Origin of the sequence: Sphingobium sp. B12D2B (genome assembly GCF_025961775.1) — a bacterium.
Classification (GTDB): domain Bacteria; phylum Pseudomonadota; class Alphaproteobacteria; order Sphingomonadales; family Sphingomonadaceae; genus Sphingobium.
On the sequence record NZ_JAOQOH010000001.1, the window covers coordinates 2,893,241 to 2,910,754 of the forward strand.

Here is a 17,514-nt window from a genome sequence, read left to right on the forward strand (position 1 = left end):
GCAGAAGATGCATACTAGTACACCCGCAGCGGACGGGATGCGCTGATCGGAAAGGACCATGACCATGCAAGAGAGTGCCCACGGCAGCCACGGAATGGTCACCGCACCTCATCATCTGGCCAGCGAAGCCGGCCTGTCCATCCTGCGGGATGGCGGCACGGCGATCGAGGCCGCGATTGCCACCGCCGCCTGCCTCGCCGCGGTCTATCCGCATATGACGGGTATCGGCGGGGATGGTTTCTGGCTGATCCACGAGCCAGACGGCCGGGTCTGGGCCATCGACGCCTGCGGGCGCAGTCCTCTGGCGCTTGGCGATGCCTATGCCGGCCTGTCGGCCATTCCCTGGCGCGGGCCGCTCGCCGCCAATACCGTGGCGGGCACGGTCTCTGGCTGGGATCTGGCCCGATCGTCGCTGTCCTCTCCCCTCCCCCTGCATCGACTGCTCGCGGACGCCATTGCCCATGCCGAACAGGGCGTGGCGGTGACCGCCGGCGGCGCCGAACTGGCCGCGAGCAAATCGGACGAACTGACATGCGTACCGGGCGCCTATCGCACGATCTTTGAGCCGGAGGGCCGCCCGCTCCGCGAGGGCGAAACGCTGCGCCAGCCGCAACTGGCCGAAACGCTGAGAATGCTGACCGAGGATGGGCTGGACAGCTTCTATCGCGGCGCGCTGGCCGAGCGGATCGCCGATGATCTCGCGCGGCTGGGTAGCCCGGTGACGGCGCAGGATCTGGCAGCCCACCGCGCGACCTCGCCCGCCCCGCTCTCCGTGCGGCTACGCGACGCCATGCTCTACAACACTGCCCCGCCGACGCAGGGCCTTGCCTCGCTGCTGATCCTCGCGCTGTTCGACCGGTTGCCGGCGGAACAGGCCGAAAGCTTCGCGCATCTGCACGGGCTGGTCGAGGCGACCAAGCAGGCCTTTCTGGTCCGCGATGCGCATGTCGGCGATCCGGCTTTCATGGCGATTGATCCGCAGGCGCTGCTCGACGACGCGGCGGGCCTTGACCGGATGGCGCAGGCGATCGATCCGGCGCGAGCCATGCCGTGGCCCCGTCCCTCGGCCCTGGGAGATACCTGCTGGTTCGCCGCTGCCGATGCGCGCGGGCAGGTGGTGAGCTGCATCCAGAGCACCTATTTCGAGTTCGGCTCGGGCCTGGTGCTCCCGCAGAGCGGCATCACATGGCAGAATCGCGGCTGCTCTTTCCGCCTCGCCGACGAGGGCTGGAATGCCCTCAAGCCCGGCCGCAAGCCGTTCCACACCTTGAATCCCGCGCTGGCGCATTTCGATGACGGCCGGGTGCTGGCCTATGGCACTATGGGTGGCGAAGGCCAGCCACAGACGCAGGCCGCTCTGTTCAGCCGCTATGCCCGCTTCGGCGTGCCGTTGCAGCAGGCGATCTCCGCACCGCGCTGGCTGCTCGGCCGGACATGGGGGGAAGAGAGCACATCACTCAAGCTGGAGGACCGCTTCGACCCGGCGCTTTATGCGCAGCTTCGCGCGGCGGGGCATGAGGTGGAGCTGGTCGCACCGATGACGGCGATGATGGGCCATGCCGGCGCCATCGTCCGCCATGCCGATGGGCAGCTGGAAGGCGCGAGCGATCCGCGCAGCGACGGCAAGGCGGCGGGCTTCTGAAGTCAGTCCGCGCGGGGGCGTGCCGTCAGTGGCCGCTTCCCTGCAGCGAGACATGGGCGGAGACGATGCGCCATCCCTCCGGCAGCCGCGCCCAGCTCTGGCTCTGGCGGCCGATGACCTCGCCGCCGATCCGCTGGAACTCGACATTGGCGGTCGCGAAATCATCGCCGAAGGTGGTGATCTCCATCCGCCGGATCGTGCGCGGCGGCGAGCCGCCCGCCCGCGCCTTGCGGAAGGCGAGGATCTCCTCGATCCCGTACAGGCATTCGCCAACGCCATAACGCACTGCGCGGGGCGACTGCCAGAACATGCCATCCAGCATGGCGATGTCATTGTCTCCCAGCGCACGTTCGTAGCGATCCACCAGCGCGGTCACTTCCGCGAGGATGGCGGCCTTGTTGATCTCCATCACGCGCGCTCCTGCCCGCTCACCGCATCGATGCCCGCAACGAGGGCCGCCGAATCGGTCACGAAGCCAAAGCACTGCTTCACATTGTAGAGCGTCGCCTCGGCGCAGAAGGCGGGCGAGGTGGTCGCCGCACAATCGGTGAGCAGCACGCAGTCATAGCCCAGGCAATTCGCGTCGATCAGCGTCGCCAGCACGCACTGGTCGCTGTTAACACCGGCGAACAGCACCGTATCGACCCGCAGATTGCGCAGGATGCTGTCCAGCGGCGTATCCCAGAAGCCGGACATGCGATATTTGGAGACGCACACGTCCTGCGGCCCGATCGGCAGTTCGTCGACCACGGCGGCCGCCCAGCTCCCTTCCTCCAGAACCGGTGCCCCGTTCGCCAGCGGGTCGCCGAGGCCGGTGCCGGTGCCGTCCGGCTTGTAGACATGGAGGATCGAGGGGCTGAGGTTCATCCGGTCCGGCCGGTTGCCCCAGTTGAGCCAGATGACTGGCACATCCTCTGCGCGCAGACGCAGCAGCAGCGCCTGCAACGGCGCGATGGGCGCGCGCGCGGCGGAAATATCCACGCCGATCGAGGCCAGCCAGCCATCGGGGTGGCAGAAGTCGTTCTGCATATCCACCACGACAATCGCCGTGCGCGCCAGATCGATCTGCAGATTCTGCGGCGCGGCTTCGCAGGCGACAACGCGGCGCGGCTGGTCGCCCTGCGCGAGAATGGCCTCCTGCGCATTCACCTGCCACGCGCGGCGCGGCGAGCTGCCGAGGCGATGATAGGAGGCTGTCTGGTCCGGCATCATGCGTTTCCTGAGAGAAGAGCGATATCGCTGGCATCGAGATCGACCGGCACGCCGGAGCGGATGAGGTCGGAGAAGCCTTCATCGGGTGTCATGACAGTAAGCGTGTAGAGCTTGCCCGGCCCGGTATTCTCGATGACATGCAGGCCGCCGGGCGGCAGCAGCATGGCGCTGCCCCGGCTGAGCGACACGCTGGCCCCATCGCAGGTCGCCCGCCCTTCCCCGTCCAGCACATAGAAGAACTCGAAGGCGGCCTTGTGGCTGTTCGGTGGGGTCTTGCCGCCGGGCTCGAAAATCTCGACGACGCACACATGCTCGAAGCCGGGCACGGCCTTGTCATGGAGGATCACGAAATAGTTGGTGTCGGTCGGCGCGATGCGGAACGCCTGCAGTTCGGTCGCACGGGAGAGATAGACGGCGGGATTCATGCGCGGGACTCCGGCAAGGGGTAGCGGCTGACATCGGCGAGCAGGCGCGCGAGGCCGCGCCCGGCATGGTCGAGACATTGGGCGCCGTGATCGGCATTGGCGAGGCTGGCATTGCCGATTGCCCCGTCCGGATTGATGTCCTGCGTCATCCAGCCGATGCCCACCGCGCCTTCGAGCCGAAGCTCATCATAATCGCGCGCAATCGCCGGGCCGGTCGAGGGGAAATCCGCCATCAGCTCGCGCTTCACCTGCTCGGGGCGCAGGTGGAGCATCATCGAGCTTTCGACCGCGCCGGCATGAATGCCATGATGCAGCTCGTCCTCGCTGAACAGGCCCTCCGGCACGCCAAAGCCATAGGTGCTCGCGGAGACGGCGAGAGCGCCGTGACGCACGCGCAGCTCGCGCACCAATATCTCGACAAGCTGGGGCTGGCCACCGTGCGAGTTCAGCACCACGATCTTGCGGAAACCGGCGCGCAGGACGGACTCGGCGATATCGATCCAGTAGCGCAGCAGCGTCTCGGTCCCCACCGTCAGCGTGCCGGGGAAGGCCATATGCTCGTTGCTCTTGCCGATGGCGAGCATCGGCAGCGCGACGACGCGCACGCCGTCCGCCAGGTGACGCGCTGCTGCCGCGACGACACCCGCATTGATATCGGCATCGACAGAGACCGGCAGATGCGGCCCGTGCTGTTCGATGGCAGCGACCGGCATGAGGGCAATATCGCGCGCGGCATCCACGGACTGGAAGTCGCGCGTCGTCATATCCTGCCAATATTCAAGCATTGCCTTTATCCCTCAAAACCGCAGGAACGCGCTGGCCGCCATCGCGCCCGTCGCTGCATTTCTGCCCTATTTCGGCCACCCAATCTACGACCCGCACGCGCAAATCCGAGATTCCCCTCTTCTCTTAGTAAGCAGTTTATGTATAACTACTGCTCGACCGAGCGCAAGGATGATCGCGATCCGGCCCGGTGCCGCGCAGGATTGAAACGGAATCGAAGCTTATGAACTTGAATGGTCTGATCGCCGCACTGAAGGGGCCGAAGGTCATCACCGATGCCGCAGCGGTGCGCCGGATGAGCCGGGACTATTACTGGTACAGCCCCATCCTCAAGCGCCAGCTCGCCGATGTGACCGGCGACGTACTGCTGGAAGCGCATTCCGAAGCCGACATTCTGGAAATCGCCGCCGCCTGCTATGCCCATGACGTGCCATTGACGGTGCGCGGCGGCGGCACCGGCAATTACGGCCAGGCCATGCCGATCCGGGGCGGCGCGCTGCTCGACATGCGCGCTATGGATCAGCTCCTGTGGGTGAAGGACGGCGTGTGCCGCGTGCAGGCCGGCAAGCGCCTCATCACGCTCGATCAGGAACTGGCCGAGCATGGCTATGAAATGCGGCTGCACCCCTCCACCCGCACTGTCGCGACCGTCGGCGGGTTCATTGCCGGCGGGTCCGGCGGCGTCGGCTCGATCAACTGGGGGATGCTGCGGGAGACCGGCAACATCCTCGGCGCCCAGCTCGTGACGCTGGAAGCCGAGCCGCGCGTGCTGGAGCTGCGCGGCGCCGACATTGCCAAGTTCAACCACAGCTATGGCGTGACCGGTATCATCACCGAGTTGGAATTGCCGCTCGCCAATGCGCAATTGTGGATCGATGCGGTCGTCACGTTCGACGATCTGCTGAGCGCCGCCCGCTTCGGCAAGGCGTTCGCCGAAAGTCCGGGCTTGGTTAAGAAGCAGTGCGGGGTGATGGCCCCGCCGATCGCCCACACCTATCTACGTCCCATCGCGCAATATGTCCGCGCGGATGAAGCCTGCGCGCTGGTGATGGTCGCCAGCCAGTCCTGGGAGGGGTTCGAGACGCTCGTCGCCGCTCATGGCGGACGCATCGCGCACGATAGCCGCACCGCGTCTGCCACGGGCAAGCGCGTGCCGCTCTACGAGCTGTGCTGGAATCATACGACGCTGCAGGCGCTCAAGATCGACCCGACGCTGACTTATTTGCAAACGCTGCTGCCGGCCCAGAATTGCGTGGAGCTGGCGGACGAACTCCAGCGCCATTTCGGCGACGAGGTGATGTTCCACCTCGAGTTCACCCGGAGCGGCCCGACCGTGAGCTGCTCAGCCATCCAGATGGTGCGCTTCACCACCGAGGAGCGACTGAACGAGATCATGGCCTATCATGAGCAGCGCGGCTGCCGTCAGTTCAACCCGCATGTCTACACCATCGAGGAAGGCGGCATGAAGCAGGTCAACCATGTCCAGTTGGCCTTCAAGCGGGAAGTCGACCCCAAGGGCCTGCTCAACCCCGGCAAGATGCTGGCCTGGGACAATCAAGACGCGCTCGCGGAAATCTGAAAGAAGGAAGGTTGCATGGTTTCGGTTGCGAATAATGAACTGATGACGCGCGTTGGCCCTGGTACGCCGATGGGCACCGTCATGCGCCAATATTGGATTCCGGCCTGCGCCTCATCAGAGATCGCCGCAGACGGCGCGCCGCTGCGCCTGATGCTGCTCGGAGAGAAGCTGCTCGCTTTCCGCGATACCGAGGGCCGGGTCGGCGTGATGGACCATCGCTGCCCGCATCGCTGCGCTTCGCTCTTCTTCGGGCGGAACGAAAAGGGCGGCATTCGCTGCGTGTACCATGGCTGGAAGTTCGACGTGAACGGCAAGTGCCTGGACATGCCGAACGTCTCGGAAGCCGACGCTGCCAAGTTCCAGCCGCGCGTCCATGCCAAGGTGTATCGCACCGCCGAGCGCGCCGGCGTGGTGTGGGTGTATATGGGCGAGCGCGAAACGCCGCCGCCCCTCCCCTGCATCGAAGCCACGATGCTGCCGGATGCCGAACTGCGCGTGACGCTCACACAGCGCGAGTGCAACTGGCTGCAGGCGCTGGAAGGCGACATCGATACCAGCCACTTCGGCTTCCTGCATGTCGGCAGCGTGGCCGACGAGGACGTCGACGCGACCAATATGCACAGCGTCGCGGTGACCAAGCGCGCGCCGGACTTCAAGGTGACGGATACCGACTGGGGCACGATGGCTGGCGCCTATCGCCCCTCTGCCGATGGCGAGGGCCTCTACTGGCGCATCTGCCAGTATATCTTCCCCTTCTGGGCACTCTTCCCGGATGGCACCTTCTCGGACAATGTGACCGCCAATGCCTGGGTGCCGATGGATGACAGCCACACCATGGTGATTAACTTCGCCTGGGTGAAGCGCACCCAGCCGCTGCGCACCACGGTGGATGGCAACACCATTGCGGGCCTCGAATTCCGCCACAACTTCCTGCCCAACAGCAGCGACTGGTTCGGCCGCTGGAAGCTCGCCCAGAATGCCGAGAATGACTATGAGGTGGATCGCACCGCGCAGAATGAGGTGAGCTTCACCGGCGTGACCGGCATCACCCTGCAGGACCAGTATATCACCGAGAGCATGGGCGACATCGTGGACCGCTCCAACGAGCATCTCGTCACCAGCGATCTGATGATCATGCAGACCCGCAAGCGCATCATCAAGGCGGCCCGCGCGCTGCAGGATGCCGGCACGGTGCCCCCCGGCGTAGACGATCCCGAGATCGTCAACGGCGCACGCGGTGGCGCCTATAATGCGCCGGCCGATGCCGACTGGATGGAAGAATATCAGGCCCAGCTCGCCGCGGCCATCGGCCCGGCGCGGGGATAGTCGAACGACGGAAAACCGGCGGCGCTCAGGTCTGGCTGAGCGCCGCGTTCAGCAGATTGCGCATGAGCATGGCACGGGTCATGGGCCCCACCGAGCCATGGCGCGGCGTCACCCAGCCGGCCACCTGCGCGACATCCTCGGCAATGTCCGACACCATCTGCCCATCCACATAGCTAATCCCGACCCCGACGACGCAGGCGCCCGGCCGAACCACCTCCGCGCGCACGAGATCGGGCTGACCGGCTGCGGCGATGATGACATCGCTGTCGCGCAGCATAGGCGTCAGATCCGCTACGCCGCGATGAAGCACGGTGACGACCGCATCGACATCCCTGTCGGCCAGCATCATCGCGAGCGGCCGACCGACCAGTAGCCCGCGCCCGATGATCGCCACGCGGCGCCCGGCGAGAGGTACGTCATACTCACGCAGCAGAGCGAGGATCGCGCTTGGCGTGCAGGGCCGCAACGCAGGTTGACCGGCCAGCATCCGCCCCAGATTGAGGGGGTGGAGCCCGTCCACATCCTTGTCCGGGCTGATCACCTCGATCACCGCGCCGGCATCAATGTGCGCAGGGAGCGGCAGTTGCACGATCAAGCCGTGACAGGCGGCGTCCCGGTTGAGAATGTCGATCAGGGCCAGCAGATCGGCCTGCGAAATGCTGGCGGGGAGATCGATCTGGCGGGAGGCAAAGCCGAGCGCCTCGCAATCCTGATGCTTGCGCGAGACATAGGCCCGGCTTGCCTCATCGTCGCCCACGAGCACCGTGACGAGGCAGGGCCGATGCCCCGCCCGCACGAATGCGCTCTCGTCCGCCCGCGCCTTGATCCGCGCGCGCCATGCTGCCGCGGTGGCATCGCCATCCAGAATCACAGGCATCAGCGCAGCCCGACCGAGGGATCGATGAAGCGGTTGGTCACGACGTCCTGCGGCTTGACATTCGGCTTGGCGCGGATGTCGAGATAGGGCTTGAGCCGGGAGAGGAGCACAGCGCTGCGGGTCATGTCGAAATCGCCCAAAGTCTTGTTCGGCCCGTTGCCGACGATGCCGCGCGAGAGCGAGACGGCAGAGGCTGCTGCCAGCAACTCGCGCGAGGTCTTCCACCAGGGCGCCGCGAAGCCGCCCTCGTTGAAGCGGTAGATCAGGTCGTTCACCTCGCCCGGCGCGCGGATATAATCCACCTGCGCGCGTTGCAGCAGCGGCACCAGCCCCCTGAGGCAGGGCGCCAGCTCGTTGAGCCGATTTGTCGCGACCGAGACCATGCCGGGATAGAGCGGATAGCCCATGTCCGAGAGCAGCAGAAAATCGACCGGCTTGTTCCAGCGCTTCCCATGCGCGAACTGATAGCCCTCGCTCGTGATGCTGCCCTGATTGAGCCAGCGCCCGCGGTTCAGCACGAAGGTTTCGGCGTCGCCATTATAGCCCTCCTGCACCGCATCCTTGGGCAGGCCGTTATTGATGAGATAGCGCCCGAATGTGCGCCGGGTTGTAGAGAGGTAGATCTTGCCTTTCCCCGACTGCGCGAACGCCCGCAGGTCGGCCACCGACCGGAAGCCGCGCGGATAGGTCGCGCGGTCCCAGAACAGACCCATGGGCGATTTGTCGAGCATCGCCACTACGCCCGTAGCGGGGAAGCGGCGCGAGAAGATGAAGGCATTGTCCTGATCGACCAGCGCCAGATGCGGGCGAAGGCCCGCGCGGCTATTGCCCATGTAGAGCGCGGAAAACGGCGTCTCGGCATCGCCAAGGCCGATGCCCTTGCCGCCCACCAGGATCAGCAGGTCGATCCCGGTCGCGCCGATCGGGCCTTGGTATCGCCCCTGGCTCATCTTCCCGCCGCCACCGATCAGCTGGAACAGCCCACCATGCTCGGCCTGCGGCAACCAGTCGAGCTGCACAACGACCGGATTGGGGCAGACCTTGGCCAACGGTGTGCGGTAATGCTCCCGGGCGAAGGTGCCCTGCGCGACCGGCGCAGCCTGCGCAACCGCACCGAGCAAGGCCAGCGCGGCCAACACGGCATGACGTGCCCGCCGCATCATCCCTTCGCCCCGGCCGAATCGTGCCAGTGAGAGAAGAGCCGGTCGCCAAGCCAGCCGAAGAACAGGTAGACGCCGATCGACATCACTGCCGAGACGATGAGCGCGGCGTACATCTGCTCGTAGAGGAAATCGATCTTCGAGTTCACCAGCATCTGGCCTAGCCCGCCATCGCCCGAGACGAAGAACAGTTCGGAGACGATGGCGCCGATCACCGCGAGGCTGGCTGCAATGCGAATGCCGGCAAAGAGCGACGGCAGCGCGGACGGGATGCCCGCCTTGAGCAACGTCGTGCCCCAGCCCGCGCCTTCCAGCCGGAACAGCTCGGCAATGCCCTTGTCGAGGCTCTTGAGGCCGAGAAGCAGCGTGGTGGGAATGGCGAAGAAGGTGAACAAGGCGACGATCAGCACCTTGGGCAGGAAGCCGAAGCCGAGCAGCGACTGGATAAGCGGGATGATCGCCAGCACCGGGATCGACTGCAGCACCACCAGATAGGGTGCGACGGCCCGCTCGATCCAGAAGGAGCGGAACATGAGGACGCCGAGCAGCATCCCGCCCGGAATCGACACGGCCAGACCGGTGAGCGCAATCTGCGCCGTCACGCCGGCGGCACGCAGCAGTTCCGCGCGCACGGCGGCCGAAGCAAAGGCGCCTTCCCAGATCTCGCTGGGGCCGGGCATCAGGAACTGGCGATACTCCTCAAGACCGGCGCGCGCATAAGCGTAGCAGGCCGCGAGCAGGAGGCCGAGCAGCAGCGGGGGCAGCAGTCGCGCGACCCAGCGTGCAGCGGGACTGGCCTTTGTGCGGGCAGCGCGGGGCGGAAAATAGGTCGCTTTGGTCATTTCACACCTCCCGATGCATCCCGCAGCGCCGCCGAGAGCGTGCCGCACAATTCCGCGAATTGCGGCGAGAAGCGCACCGCGTCATCTCGCGGAAACGGGAACGGGATGTCGTAGGCGCCGACAATGCGGCCCGGTCGCGCAGACATGACGATGACACGGGACGACATGAACACGGCCTCCGACACGGAGTGCGTCACGAACATCGCCGCGAACTGCTGGCGCAGTTGAAGGGTCTGCACTTCATCGTTCAGCCGCTCGCGGGTGATCTCGTCCAGCGCGCCGAAGGGCTCGTCGAACATGAACAGCGTGGGATCGAGGGTCAGGGCGCGGGCCAGCGAGACGCGCATCTTCATGCCGCCGGAGAGATGCTTGGGATATTGCTCCTCAAAGCCGCTCAGGCCCACCAGCGCGATCTTTTCCTGCGCTACCCGGCGCCGCTCCTCCCGCCCGACGCCGCGCAATTCGAGCAGAAGCTCGACATTGCGGCGCACCGTGCGCCAGGGCAGCAGCGTCGCATCCTGGAAGGTGAAGGCGATGTGGGAGCGATCCGCATGAAGCGCGCCGTCGGTGTAGTCGAGCAGCCCGGCGGCGATGCGCAGCAAGGTGGACTTGCCGCAGCCCGAGGGCCCCAAAATGCTGATGAATTCGCCGGGGCGGATATCGAGATTAATGCCCCGCAGGGCCTCGACGCCTGTCCCGAACGTCAGCGAGACGTCCTGGAAGGAAACAATCGGCGCGGCGGCATCGGCCGCGCCCTGATTCGGGTCAACGCGGCGATCGCCCATGGTCAGAAAGCCAGCATTTCTTTGCGGACCTTCGCCAGGAACTTGGCCGCGCGCGCTTCCGTCATGTTATTGATCCCATAGAGGGCGAGGTAATCCACCTTCACCTTCTTGTTGCACACAACGCGCAGGAAACGCGTGGCATTCGAGCGCGGCGGATCGAACAAGTAGAGTGCCCGGAGCCGGTCGACGCCATAGGTCGTCACGCTGGTCAGCTTTCGGATGTTGGCGAGGCCCGGCGTCAGCTTGCCGTCCACCATCTTGAACGAGACATCGGGCAGGAACACCCGATCGAAATACCCCTTGAGCATCGCCGGCCAGCCGAAATTCCAGACTGGATGGCAGAGCACCACCGCATCGGCCGCCTGCAGCCGGTCGACATAGGGCTTGATGCGGCGCTGGTTGATCGTGACGTCATGATAGATCGTCCGGTCTTCCTCATTGAGGATCGGATCGAAATTCTCCGCATAGAGATCCAGATCATCGACCTCGTGCCCCGCCTCGATGAGGCTGGAGACAACCGTGTTGTGAATGTCGACCGCGAGGCCCGTCTTCAGCGGATAGGCATATATGACATGAACTTTCATGCCGATAGTTATACATAAACTGCTTACTAAGACAAGACCGCCGCTTGGCCGCCCTGCTATTTTTCAATGTTATAATTCAAGAACTTATCCGTTCAGACCACCAAGACATGCGCCGGCACTAAGACGGAAATACGCCGGCAGCGCCAATGAGTCTCCCGCGTTGTCCTCATGCATCCGGCTTGGCGCTGGACAGGAGGTAGGCGCTCAGCATCTCTTGGGCGTGGCGCCGGCGTTCCGATTTCCAGCGCTCGCTGTGCAGGTTGGCACTGAAGATCGCCGAGAGCGTGTAGACGTTGGACAGGTGGAAATAGGACAGCGCAACCATCGACACATAGAGTTGCAGCGGATCGATATCCTCGCGAAACACCTTCTGCTCCACGCCCCGCGCGAGCGTCTCCTTGATGGCGTCCATCAGCGGTGAACTGAGCGTCGGCGCGCGCATCGAGGTGGAGAGATAGGCGCCCTGCTGCAGATTTTCCCCGGTCCACAATGAGATGACATGCGGGTTGGCCGCAAAGTGCGAATAGGTGAAGTTGAACAGCTTCATCATCGCCTCATACGGTTCGAGGTTCGCGAGATTCAGCGCCGCTTCCTTCTTGCGGATGTCCTCATACACATGGTCGAGCACGAAGACGTAAAGCTGCTCCTTATTGCCGTAATAATGGTAGATCATCCGCATGTTGGCACCGGAGCGCTGTGCGATCGAATCGATGCGCGCGCCGCTCAGCCCGCGCTCGGCGAACTCCTCGATGGCGGCTTCCAAAATCTTCTTGCGCGTGCCAGCCGCATCCCGCGTGCGACGCAGACCCTTCGCATCGTCGGCCGGTTCAGCGACCTGCGTCCTGGCGGCACGCGCGCCGACAGTCTTCCGCACCGCTGCTTTCGGTCCTCTTACGCTCGGTTGTCTCGCCACGTCCCATCCTCTTCATATGACCCGGCCCACGCCAGCCCCTTGTTGACCCTATCGCGGCGTGGCCCTCAAGCCCCTGCGTGCCGCCTTTGCGCTGCCAGCACGGTATTCGCCAGCAGGAATGCCGTCGTCAGCGGGCCGACACCATCGGGAACGGCCGAGATCACGGCTGCAACCCCGTCGACGGCGGCAAGATCGACATCGCCCAGAATGCGCCGGCTGCCATCTGCCTGCGTCACGAGATTGATGCCGATATCGATGACCGTGGCACCTGCCCGCACATGGCGCGCGCCGATCAGCCCCGCCCGGCCGGCCGCGGCGAACAACAGGTCCGCCGTCTGGCAGGCTGCCACCAGATCGCGCGTGTCGATATGCGCGATCGTCACGGTCACGCCGCGCTGGAGCAGCAATTGCAAGAGCGGGCGCCCGACGCTGGCCGAGGCGCCGACCACGGTGGCATTGAGCCCGCGCAGATCGCCCAGCACCTCCTCCGCGAGCAGCACCGCGGCTTGTGGCGTGCAGGGGAACAGGCCGTCCAGCCCCGCCGCTAGCTGGCCGGCGTTAAGCGGGGTCAAGCCATCGACGTCCTTCTGGCTCGAGAGAATTGCAGCGATGTCCGCCATCGCGACGCCGGACGGAAAGGGTGTGAGCGGCAGAATGCCATCGACCGATTGATCGGCATTCAACTGGCGCACCAGCGCCTGCATCTGCGCCAATGAGCCATCGGCGGGTCCGGTGACGATCATGGTGTCGACCTCGGCCAGCCCGGCAAACTCCTCGATGCGCGCGGCATAAGCACGCGCAGGCGCCGCCTCCCCCATCATGAGTAGCGCGAGACGCGGGGCTCGACCCAGGCTTGCTTGGGCAAGGGCCGAATCTTGCGCCGTTTGCGCCAGCAGGCGCCGGGCAGCAGCGTGGCCATCGACAATCCGCGTCATCGCGCGGTGGTCCTTGGCGCGGGCCCGGAGCGGTTAAGGGTTCGGCGTCTCACGATCCACCTGCACATCATCGGCTTCTTCCGGCTGGATCGATGCGACCGCCGGACGCGCAGAGGGCTCTGCACGGCCAGAACCCTTACATAAGTAAGCATGTTTTGCAAATAAGCCGGGCCAGTTTCGTTAACCTTTGGTTTCGTTCGACAAGCGGTCCGCCAAACGCATCAAGAAGTCCGCACCGGCGCGCAGCTGGTCGATCTCGATCCACTCGTCCGGTTGGTGGGCCTGGAGGATGGAGCCCGGCCCACACAGCACCGCCGGGATGCCGATCTTCTGATAAAGCCCCGCTTCCGCAACGAAGGCCGCGCCGCTCAGCCCATTATCGCCGGTCAACGACCGCACGAAGGATTCAGCGGCGCTGTCCCGATCCAGCTCCAGCGGCGGCGCGCTGGCCAGTTGGGTGATCACAACCCCGCCCTCCGGCGCACGCTCGCGAATGCGGGCATCCAGCGCCTGCGCCGCGGCCCGAAAGCGCGCTTCATAGCCGTCGGCTTCGGCCTCGCTGGGCGAGCGCAGATCCCAGCGGAAGGTGCACTGGCGCGCGAGGATGTTCGCCGCTGTGCCGCCGTTGACGATGCCGACCGAAAGCGTCGTACCCGGCGGGCTGCATGGATCGTCGGCCCGGACCGCCTCCTCCGCCTGCGCATTCATCTGGCCGATCAGGCTCATCAGCTCGACAGCGGCGGCAATCGCGGAGACCCCCTGATCGCGCTGGCTGCTGTGCGCTTCCCGCCCAGTCACCGTCACGTCGAACACCCGCATGCCCTTGTGGACCGACAATATCTTCATGCTGGTCGGCTCACCGATGATCGCCAGCGCTGGCGCCGGGACGAACGCCGTCATTTGATCGAGCAGATGCGGCGCGCCAAGGCAGCCGACCTCTTCATCATAGGTGATCGCGAGGATCAGCGGGCGCTGCAGGGATTGCACCGCCGGCGTGTCGATCAGCGCGAGCACCAGCGCGATGAAGCCCTTCATGTCCGCCACGCCGCGCCCGTAGAGCCGGTCGTCCCTGCGGGTCACCGTCCAGGGATCGCTGGTCCATGGCTGGCCATCGACCGGCACGACATCGCTATGCCCGCTCAGGACAATCCCGCCCGGCACATCCGGCCCGATCCGCGCGAGCAGATTGGCCTTGCCGCCATCGGCATCCTCTACCAGCCAATAGGGGATGTTTCGCTCGGCGAGCCGGGTGGCGACCCAATCGATGAGGGCGCGATTGGACTTGCTGGACGTCGTGTCGAACGCGACCAGCGTTTCCAGAATCGAGAGCGCATGATCCAGCATCAGTCCAGCTCGCTAAAGTCAGGGAGGGGGGCATCGATGAAGACGCCGTCGCGCATGACGAGACGGCCCGCGCCATGGCGCACGAACAGCTCATTATAGCTCTTCGCGCGATAGAGAACGAGATCGGCAGGCGCACCGGCGACAATCGCCTGCGCCTGCGAAACCAGCGCGCCGGGCGTGGTGGTGACGCTGCGCGGCCAGTCCCCCACCGGATGATCGAGATGCGCGATCCGCACCGCATCCTGAAAGGATTCGAGCGGATTGAAGTCGCCATAGGGATTATAGGGGTCGCGGCAATTGTCGCCGCCGATGCAGATGGGAATGTCGCGCGCGGCCATCTCGTGCAGCAGGGTGACGCCGCGCCAACGCGGCGTGCGACCCGGCGACCGCGCCTGCAGATAGAGGTTGCAGCCCGGCAGGCTGACCACGGAAAGCCCGGCGCGCGCCATCAGGTCCAGCGTGCGGTCCACCTCTGCCTCGTCCTGCACGGCGAGGCTGCAGCAATGGCCGACCATCACCTGCATCGCCCCGCCCCGCCGGTCGGCAAGCGTTGCGACCCGGCGCACGATGTCCGAGGTGGCGTCGTCCGTCTCGTCGGCGTGGAAGTCCAGCGCGAGGCCGTATTTGTCTGCCGCGTCGAACAGTCGTTCGAGGCTGGCATCGACCAGCGGCGAGACATGCGCGAAGCCGCCCAGCACGCCGCCATGACGGCGCACGACATCGAGCACCCGCGCGAACCAGACATCGTCCGCCAGCACATCGGTGGAAATCAGCGGCACGGCCTGCAGCTCGATCCGCCCGGCCCAGGCTGCGCGCACTTCAGAGAAAATCTCCCAGCGCTGCTCGATCTGCTCGTTCTGGGATGCAAGGTGGGTGCGCATCGCGCGTACGCCATGGGCATAGGCACAGCGCAGGCCGAAATCCATGCGCCGGCGCATGTCATCCGCCGTCCAGTGGGTTTCGCGGTCGGCGATGATCGCGCTGGCCGCAGAGCCGAACGTCCCGTCGGGATTGGGGGAGCGCGTCCAGATCTGCGTGCTGTCGAGATGCGTGTGCGCTTCCACGAAACAGGGCCAGACCATCATGCGATCCAGCCGGATGTCGCGCCAGGCGCTGGGCGTCTCGGCGAGCGACGGCGCGACAAAGGCGATCCGTCCCTGCTCGATGCCGATGTCCGCCGTGACGATCTCCGCGCCGCCCTCAAAAGCCGTGAAGGTGGCGGGCACATGCACGCCGCGCAGGACGAAGGGCTCGCCCGACGCGAGATCGTGCGGAAGCAAATCCTGAGGCGTCATGGCACTTCCTCCAGCACCGGCAACACCAGCCGGCTTTCGGCCAGGTTCAGACGCAGCGTAATCACGCCCGCTTCCTCCACGCCGGCATCCACCGGTCGCGTGCCGGTTCCGGGATTGATGGGATAGGCGGGGAAAGACGCCGCCGAAACCGCCAGCCGCAGGAGAGCCCCGGCGGGTATTGTCGCGCATGTCGGGCGCAAGCGCACAGTGGCAGAGCCGTCGGATGCGACCGCGAAATGGGCATAGCCTTCCGACAGGTGATGGCTGCGCCCGGCTTCATCAACGATGGTGAGGATGCAGCTCAGGTCGAAACTCGGGCAATCCGCTGCCACCTCCAGCGCAGCGACCGTCTCGCCCGCCAGCGTCACGGGCGCCGCCATCGGCGGGCTGGTGTAGGTGAGCACATCGGGCCGGGCATCCACATCGGTGCGGTCAACCGGTCCCGGCACCGCGCCGAAGGCCCCGCCCGTGGTCGGCACGGCGCGCCAGGGATCGTGCACCAGATAATCCGCCGGCGCCTGCGTCTCGCAATCCGGCGCCAGAACGCCGTCGCGCTCGTCCAGCGCCGCGCGACCGCCGCTGCCGATCTGCCAGCATTGCTGCTCGCCGGGCCATGCCGGAAAATCCCGCCAGGCTTTGCGCCCCATGTCGAACAGTCGCACGGCGCGGGAGGGCGCAATCGCCTCCCCCTCCCCCTTGAGGTGCTGGTCGAACCACGCCCGTTGCAACTGGTCGATCTCTCCGATGGCCGCCTCGCCAAAGTCCTTGCCGCCAAGCCGCCGGCCCCAGGGGAAATGCGTCCACGGCCCCACGACCAGCGCGGCATCTGCACGTCCCGCTTGCTCATAGGCCCGATAGGCCGCCACGGTGCCGGGAAGATGGGTGTCGTACCAGCCGGTCACGAACAGCGCCGGCGGCCCGCTCTGGGTCAGGCGATCCGCATGGGCGGACGGGGATATCCGCGCCCAATAGGGGTCCGCAAAATCCCGGTCGAGCCAGTCGCGGTAGAATGGCACATGACGGGCATGGCGATGCAGAATGTCGGGCCGCGCATGATTGCCATGCCCCAAGGCCAGCGCCCGTGCGGCCTGCGCCAGATCGGCAAAGGCGTCGGCATCCCCGGCATGCTTGGCGTTCTGCGCCGCAAGCTGCACTGCCCAGCCAATATTGGCGGCGAGGCAGAAGGCATCGTTCTCATAGGCCCAGTCCTGCCGCAAATCCCAGCCAACCATCGTCGGGGCGATGGCCCGGAGCGCAGGCGGCAGCGTCGCCGCAGCGAGGAGCTGGGTCACGCCCTGATAGGAGAAGCCGTACATGCCGACCGCGCCGGTCGATCCGGCCAGCCCCGCCGCCCAGTTGATCGCATCCTCGCCGTCCGCGGCCTCCTGCTCGAACAGTGCGAACACGCCCTCAGATGTCCCTCGGCCCCGCACGTCCTGAATCACGACGATATAGCCCTGCGCCGCATACCAGGCCGGATGCGCGAAGCAGACCGTCGTCGCGATCCGCCGCCCATAGGGCTGGCGCATCAGCAGCACGGGGTGATCGCCCGCCGGCGCGGGCCGATACACGTCCGCATCCAGCCGCACGCCGTCACGCGTCGTCATGGAGAGGAGTTCAGGGGGGCGCGTGTCCATCATCATTTTCGATCCAGCATTCCGGTCCGGCGCGGTGCAGCGCCGCGCCTGTCTTAACCCAAAGGCTAATCGCGATGCAGCAACTGCACAATTGCCTAAGTGAGCAAATTATGCATAAAAGATTCTGCCGGCGCCGACCGGCACCAGGAAACATCTGATTTCCAAAGATTTCAGC

Annotated in this window: 17 protein-coding genes; 3 read left to right on the forward strand and 14 right to left on the reverse strand. The window is 65.6% G+C overall.

The genetic code is table 11. From position 1 onward, the window contains the following. The first annotated feature begins 64 nt into the window (after nt 1-64). Complete coding sequence (locus M2335_RS13695; RefSeq protein WP_264595420.1) at nt 65-1,642, forward strand: gamma-glutamyltransferase family protein; 1,578 nt, start codon at nt 65-67, stop codon at nt 1,640-1,642. A gap of 25 nt (nt 1,643-1,667) precedes the next feature. Here M2335_RS13695 and hpxZ read toward each other — a convergent pair whose 3' ends face one another. From hpxZ to M2335_RS13715, 4 genes are read right to left on the reverse strand one after another with little or no spacing between them, the layout of a single operon-like run. Continuing rightward, the gene (hpxZ, locus tag M2335_RS13700) at nt 1,668-2,051 is read right to left on the reverse strand and encodes an oxalurate catabolism protein HpxZ (RefSeq protein ID WP_264595041.1); all 384 of its coding nucleotides are present in this window, start codon (nt 2,049-2,051) and stop codon (nt 1,668-1,670) included. Further along, a complete protein-coding gene (locus M2335_RS13705) occupies nt 2,051-2,851 on the reverse strand; it encodes a cysteine hydrolase family protein (RefSeq protein WP_264595042.1) in 801 nt (266 codons plus the stop codon). Before M2335_RS13705 ends, hpxZ begins: the two co-directional genes overlap by 1 nt. Then, a complete protein-coding gene (locus M2335_RS13710; protein ID WP_264595043.1) occupies nt 2,851-3,279 on the reverse strand; it encodes a cupin domain-containing protein in 429 nt (142 codons plus the stop codon). Before M2335_RS13710 ends, M2335_RS13705 begins: the two co-directional genes overlap by 1 nt. Continuing rightward, nucleotides 3,276-4,064 (reverse strand): creatininase family protein, encoded by a 789-nt coding sequence (locus M2335_RS13715; RefSeq protein WP_264572169.1) that lies wholly within the window; start codon nt 4,062-4,064, stop codon nt 3,276-3,278. The genes M2335_RS13710 and M2335_RS13715 overlap by 4 nt, the downstream gene beginning before the upstream one ends. A 221-nt stretch (nt 4,065-4,285) precedes the next feature. On the opposite strand from M2335_RS13715, the gene M2335_RS13720 reads away from it, so the two are divergent. Further along, complete coding sequence (locus M2335_RS13720) at nt 4,286-5,641, forward strand: FAD-binding oxidoreductase (protein WP_264595044.1); 1,356 nt, start codon at nt 4,286-4,288, stop codon at nt 5,639-5,641. A 15-nt stretch (nt 5,642-5,656) separates the two neighbouring features. After that, a complete protein-coding gene (locus tag M2335_RS13725) occupies nt 5,657-6,967 on the forward strand; it encodes a Rieske 2Fe-2S domain-containing protein (RefSeq protein WP_264576461.1) in 1,311 nt (436 codons plus the stop codon). Between the two features lie 25 nt (nt 6,968-6,992). Here M2335_RS13725 and M2335_RS13730 read toward each other — a convergent pair whose 3' ends face one another. From M2335_RS13730 to M2335_RS13775, 10 genes are all read right to left on the reverse strand, one after another. Next, nucleotides 6,993-7,844, reverse strand: coding sequence for a bifunctional 5,10-methylenetetrahydrofolate dehydrogenase/5,10-methenyltetrahydrofolate cyclohydrolase (locus M2335_RS13730; RefSeq protein ID WP_264595045.1), 852 nt, complete (start codon nt 7,842-7,844; stop codon nt 6,993-6,995). After that, on the reverse strand, nt 7,844-9,007 hold the full coding sequence (locus M2335_RS13735) for a hypothetical protein (protein WP_264595046.1): 1,164 nt from the start codon (nt 9,005-9,007) through the stop codon (nt 7,844-7,846). The genes M2335_RS13730 and M2335_RS13735 overlap by 1 nt, the downstream gene beginning before the upstream one ends. Further along, nucleotides 9,004-9,846: an ABC transporter permease gene (locus M2335_RS13740; RefSeq protein ID WP_264574553.1), complete on the reverse strand. Its 843-nt coding sequence runs from the start codon at nt 9,844-9,846 to the stop codon at nt 9,004-9,006. The genes M2335_RS13735 and M2335_RS13740 overlap by 4 nt, the downstream gene beginning before the upstream one ends. Beyond that, a complete protein-coding gene (locus tag M2335_RS13745; RefSeq protein ID WP_264595047.1) occupies nt 9,843-10,631 on the reverse strand; it encodes an ABC transporter ATP-binding protein in 789 nt (262 codons plus the stop codon). The genes M2335_RS13740 and M2335_RS13745 overlap by 4 nt, the downstream gene beginning before the upstream one ends. A 2-nt stretch (nt 10,632-10,633) precedes the next feature. Then, a complete protein-coding gene (locus tag M2335_RS13750; protein WP_264572162.1) occupies nt 10,634-11,215 on the reverse strand; it encodes an NAD(P)H-dependent oxidoreductase in 582 nt (193 codons plus the stop codon). A gap of 166 nt (nt 11,216-11,381) precedes the next feature. Next, nucleotides 11,382-12,089 carry a TetR family transcriptional regulator gene (locus M2335_RS13755; protein ID WP_264572161.1) on the reverse strand — a complete coding sequence of 236 codons (708 nt, stop codon included), beginning with the start codon at nt 12,087-12,089 and terminating at the stop codon, nt 11,382-11,384. A 104-nt stretch (nt 12,090-12,193) separates the two neighbouring features. Beyond that, entirely contained in the window at nt 12,194-13,063 is an 870-nt protein-coding gene (locus tag M2335_RS13760; RefSeq protein WP_264595048.1) for a tetrahydrofolate dehydrogenase/cyclohydrolase catalytic domain-containing protein, read from the reverse strand. A 180-nt stretch (nt 13,064-13,243) separates the two neighbouring features. After that, nucleotides 13,244-14,407 (reverse strand): acetylornithine deacetylase, encoded by a 1,164-nt coding sequence (gene argE, locus M2335_RS13765; protein ID WP_264595049.1) that lies wholly within the window; start codon nt 14,405-14,407, stop codon nt 13,244-13,246. Continuing rightward, entirely contained in the window at nt 14,407-15,702 is a 1,296-nt protein-coding gene (locus M2335_RS13770; RefSeq protein ID WP_264595050.1) for a cytosine deaminase, read from the reverse strand. Before M2335_RS13770 ends, argE begins: the two co-directional genes overlap by 1 nt. Continuing rightward, nucleotides 15,699-17,309, reverse strand: a complete 1,611-nt coding sequence (locus tag M2335_RS13775; protein ID WP_264595051.1) for a CocE/NonD family hydrolase — start codon at nt 17,307-17,309, stop codon at nt 15,699-15,701. Before M2335_RS13775 ends, M2335_RS13770 begins: the two co-directional genes overlap by 4 nt. Between the last annotated feature and the right edge of the window lie 205 nt (nt 17,310-17,514).

What these genes read in the sequence shown, in the direction of transcription:
- M2335_RS13695 (WP_264595420.1), top strand. Translation starts at nt 65, where the DNA reads ATGCAAGAGAGTGCCCACGGCAGCCACGGAATGGTCACCGCACCTCAT.
- hpxZ (WP_264595041.1), bottom strand. Translation starts at nt 2,051, where the DNA reads ATGGAGATCAACAAGGCCGCCATCCTCGCGGAAGTGACCGCGCTGGTG.
- M2335_RS13705 (WP_264595042.1), bottom strand. Translation starts at nt 2,851, where the DNA reads ATGCCGGACCAGACAGCCTCCTATCATCGCCTCGGCAGCTCGCCGCGC.
- M2335_RS13710 (WP_264595043.1), bottom strand. Translation starts at nt 3,279, where the DNA reads ATGAATCCCGCCGTCTATCTCTCCCGTGCGACCGAACTGCAGGCGTTC.
- M2335_RS13715 (WP_264572169.1), bottom strand. Translation starts at nt 4,064, where the DNA reads ATGCTTGAATATTGGCAGGATATGACGACGCGCGACTTCCAGTCCGTG.
- M2335_RS13720 (WP_264595044.1), top strand. Translation starts at nt 4,286, where the DNA reads ATGAACTTGAATGGTCTGATCGCCGCACTGAAGGGGCCGAAGGTCATC.
- M2335_RS13725 (WP_264576461.1), top strand. Translation starts at nt 5,657, where the DNA reads ATGGTTTCGGTTGCGAATAATGAACTGATGACGCGCGTTGGCCCTGGT.
- M2335_RS13730 (WP_264595045.1), bottom strand. Translation starts at nt 7,844, where the DNA reads ATGCCTGTGATTCTGGATGGCGATGCCACCGCGGCAGCATGGCGCGCG.
- M2335_RS13735 (WP_264595046.1), bottom strand. Translation starts at nt 9,007, where the DNA reads ATGATGCGGCGGGCACGTCATGCCGTGTTGGCCGCGCTGGCCTTGCTC.
- M2335_RS13740 (WP_264574553.1), bottom strand. Translation starts at nt 9,846, where the DNA reads ATGACCAAAGCGACCTATTTTCCGCCCCGCGCTGCCCGCACAAAGGCC.
- M2335_RS13745 (WP_264595047.1), bottom strand. Translation starts at nt 10,631, where the DNA reads ATGGGCGATCGCCGCGTTGACCCGAATCAGGGCGCGGCCGATGCCGCC.
- M2335_RS13750 (WP_264572162.1), bottom strand. Translation starts at nt 11,215, where the DNA reads ATGAAAGTTCATGTCATATATGCCTATCCGCTGAAGACGGGCCTCGCG.
- M2335_RS13760 (WP_264595048.1), bottom strand. Translation starts at nt 13,063, where the DNA reads ATGACGCGGATTGTCGATGGCCACGCTGCTGCCCGGCGCCTGCTGGCG.
- argE (WP_264595049.1), bottom strand. Translation starts at nt 14,407, where the DNA reads ATGCTGGATCATGCGCTCTCGATTCTGGAAACGCTGGTCGCGTTCGAC.
- M2335_RS13770 (WP_264595050.1), bottom strand. Translation starts at nt 15,702, where the DNA reads ATGACGCCTCAGGATTTGCTTCCGCACGATCTCGCGTCGGGCGAGCCC.
- M2335_RS13775 (WP_264595051.1), bottom strand. Translation starts at nt 17,309, where the DNA reads ATGACGACGCGTGACGGCGTGCGGCTGGATGCGGACGTGTATCGGCCC.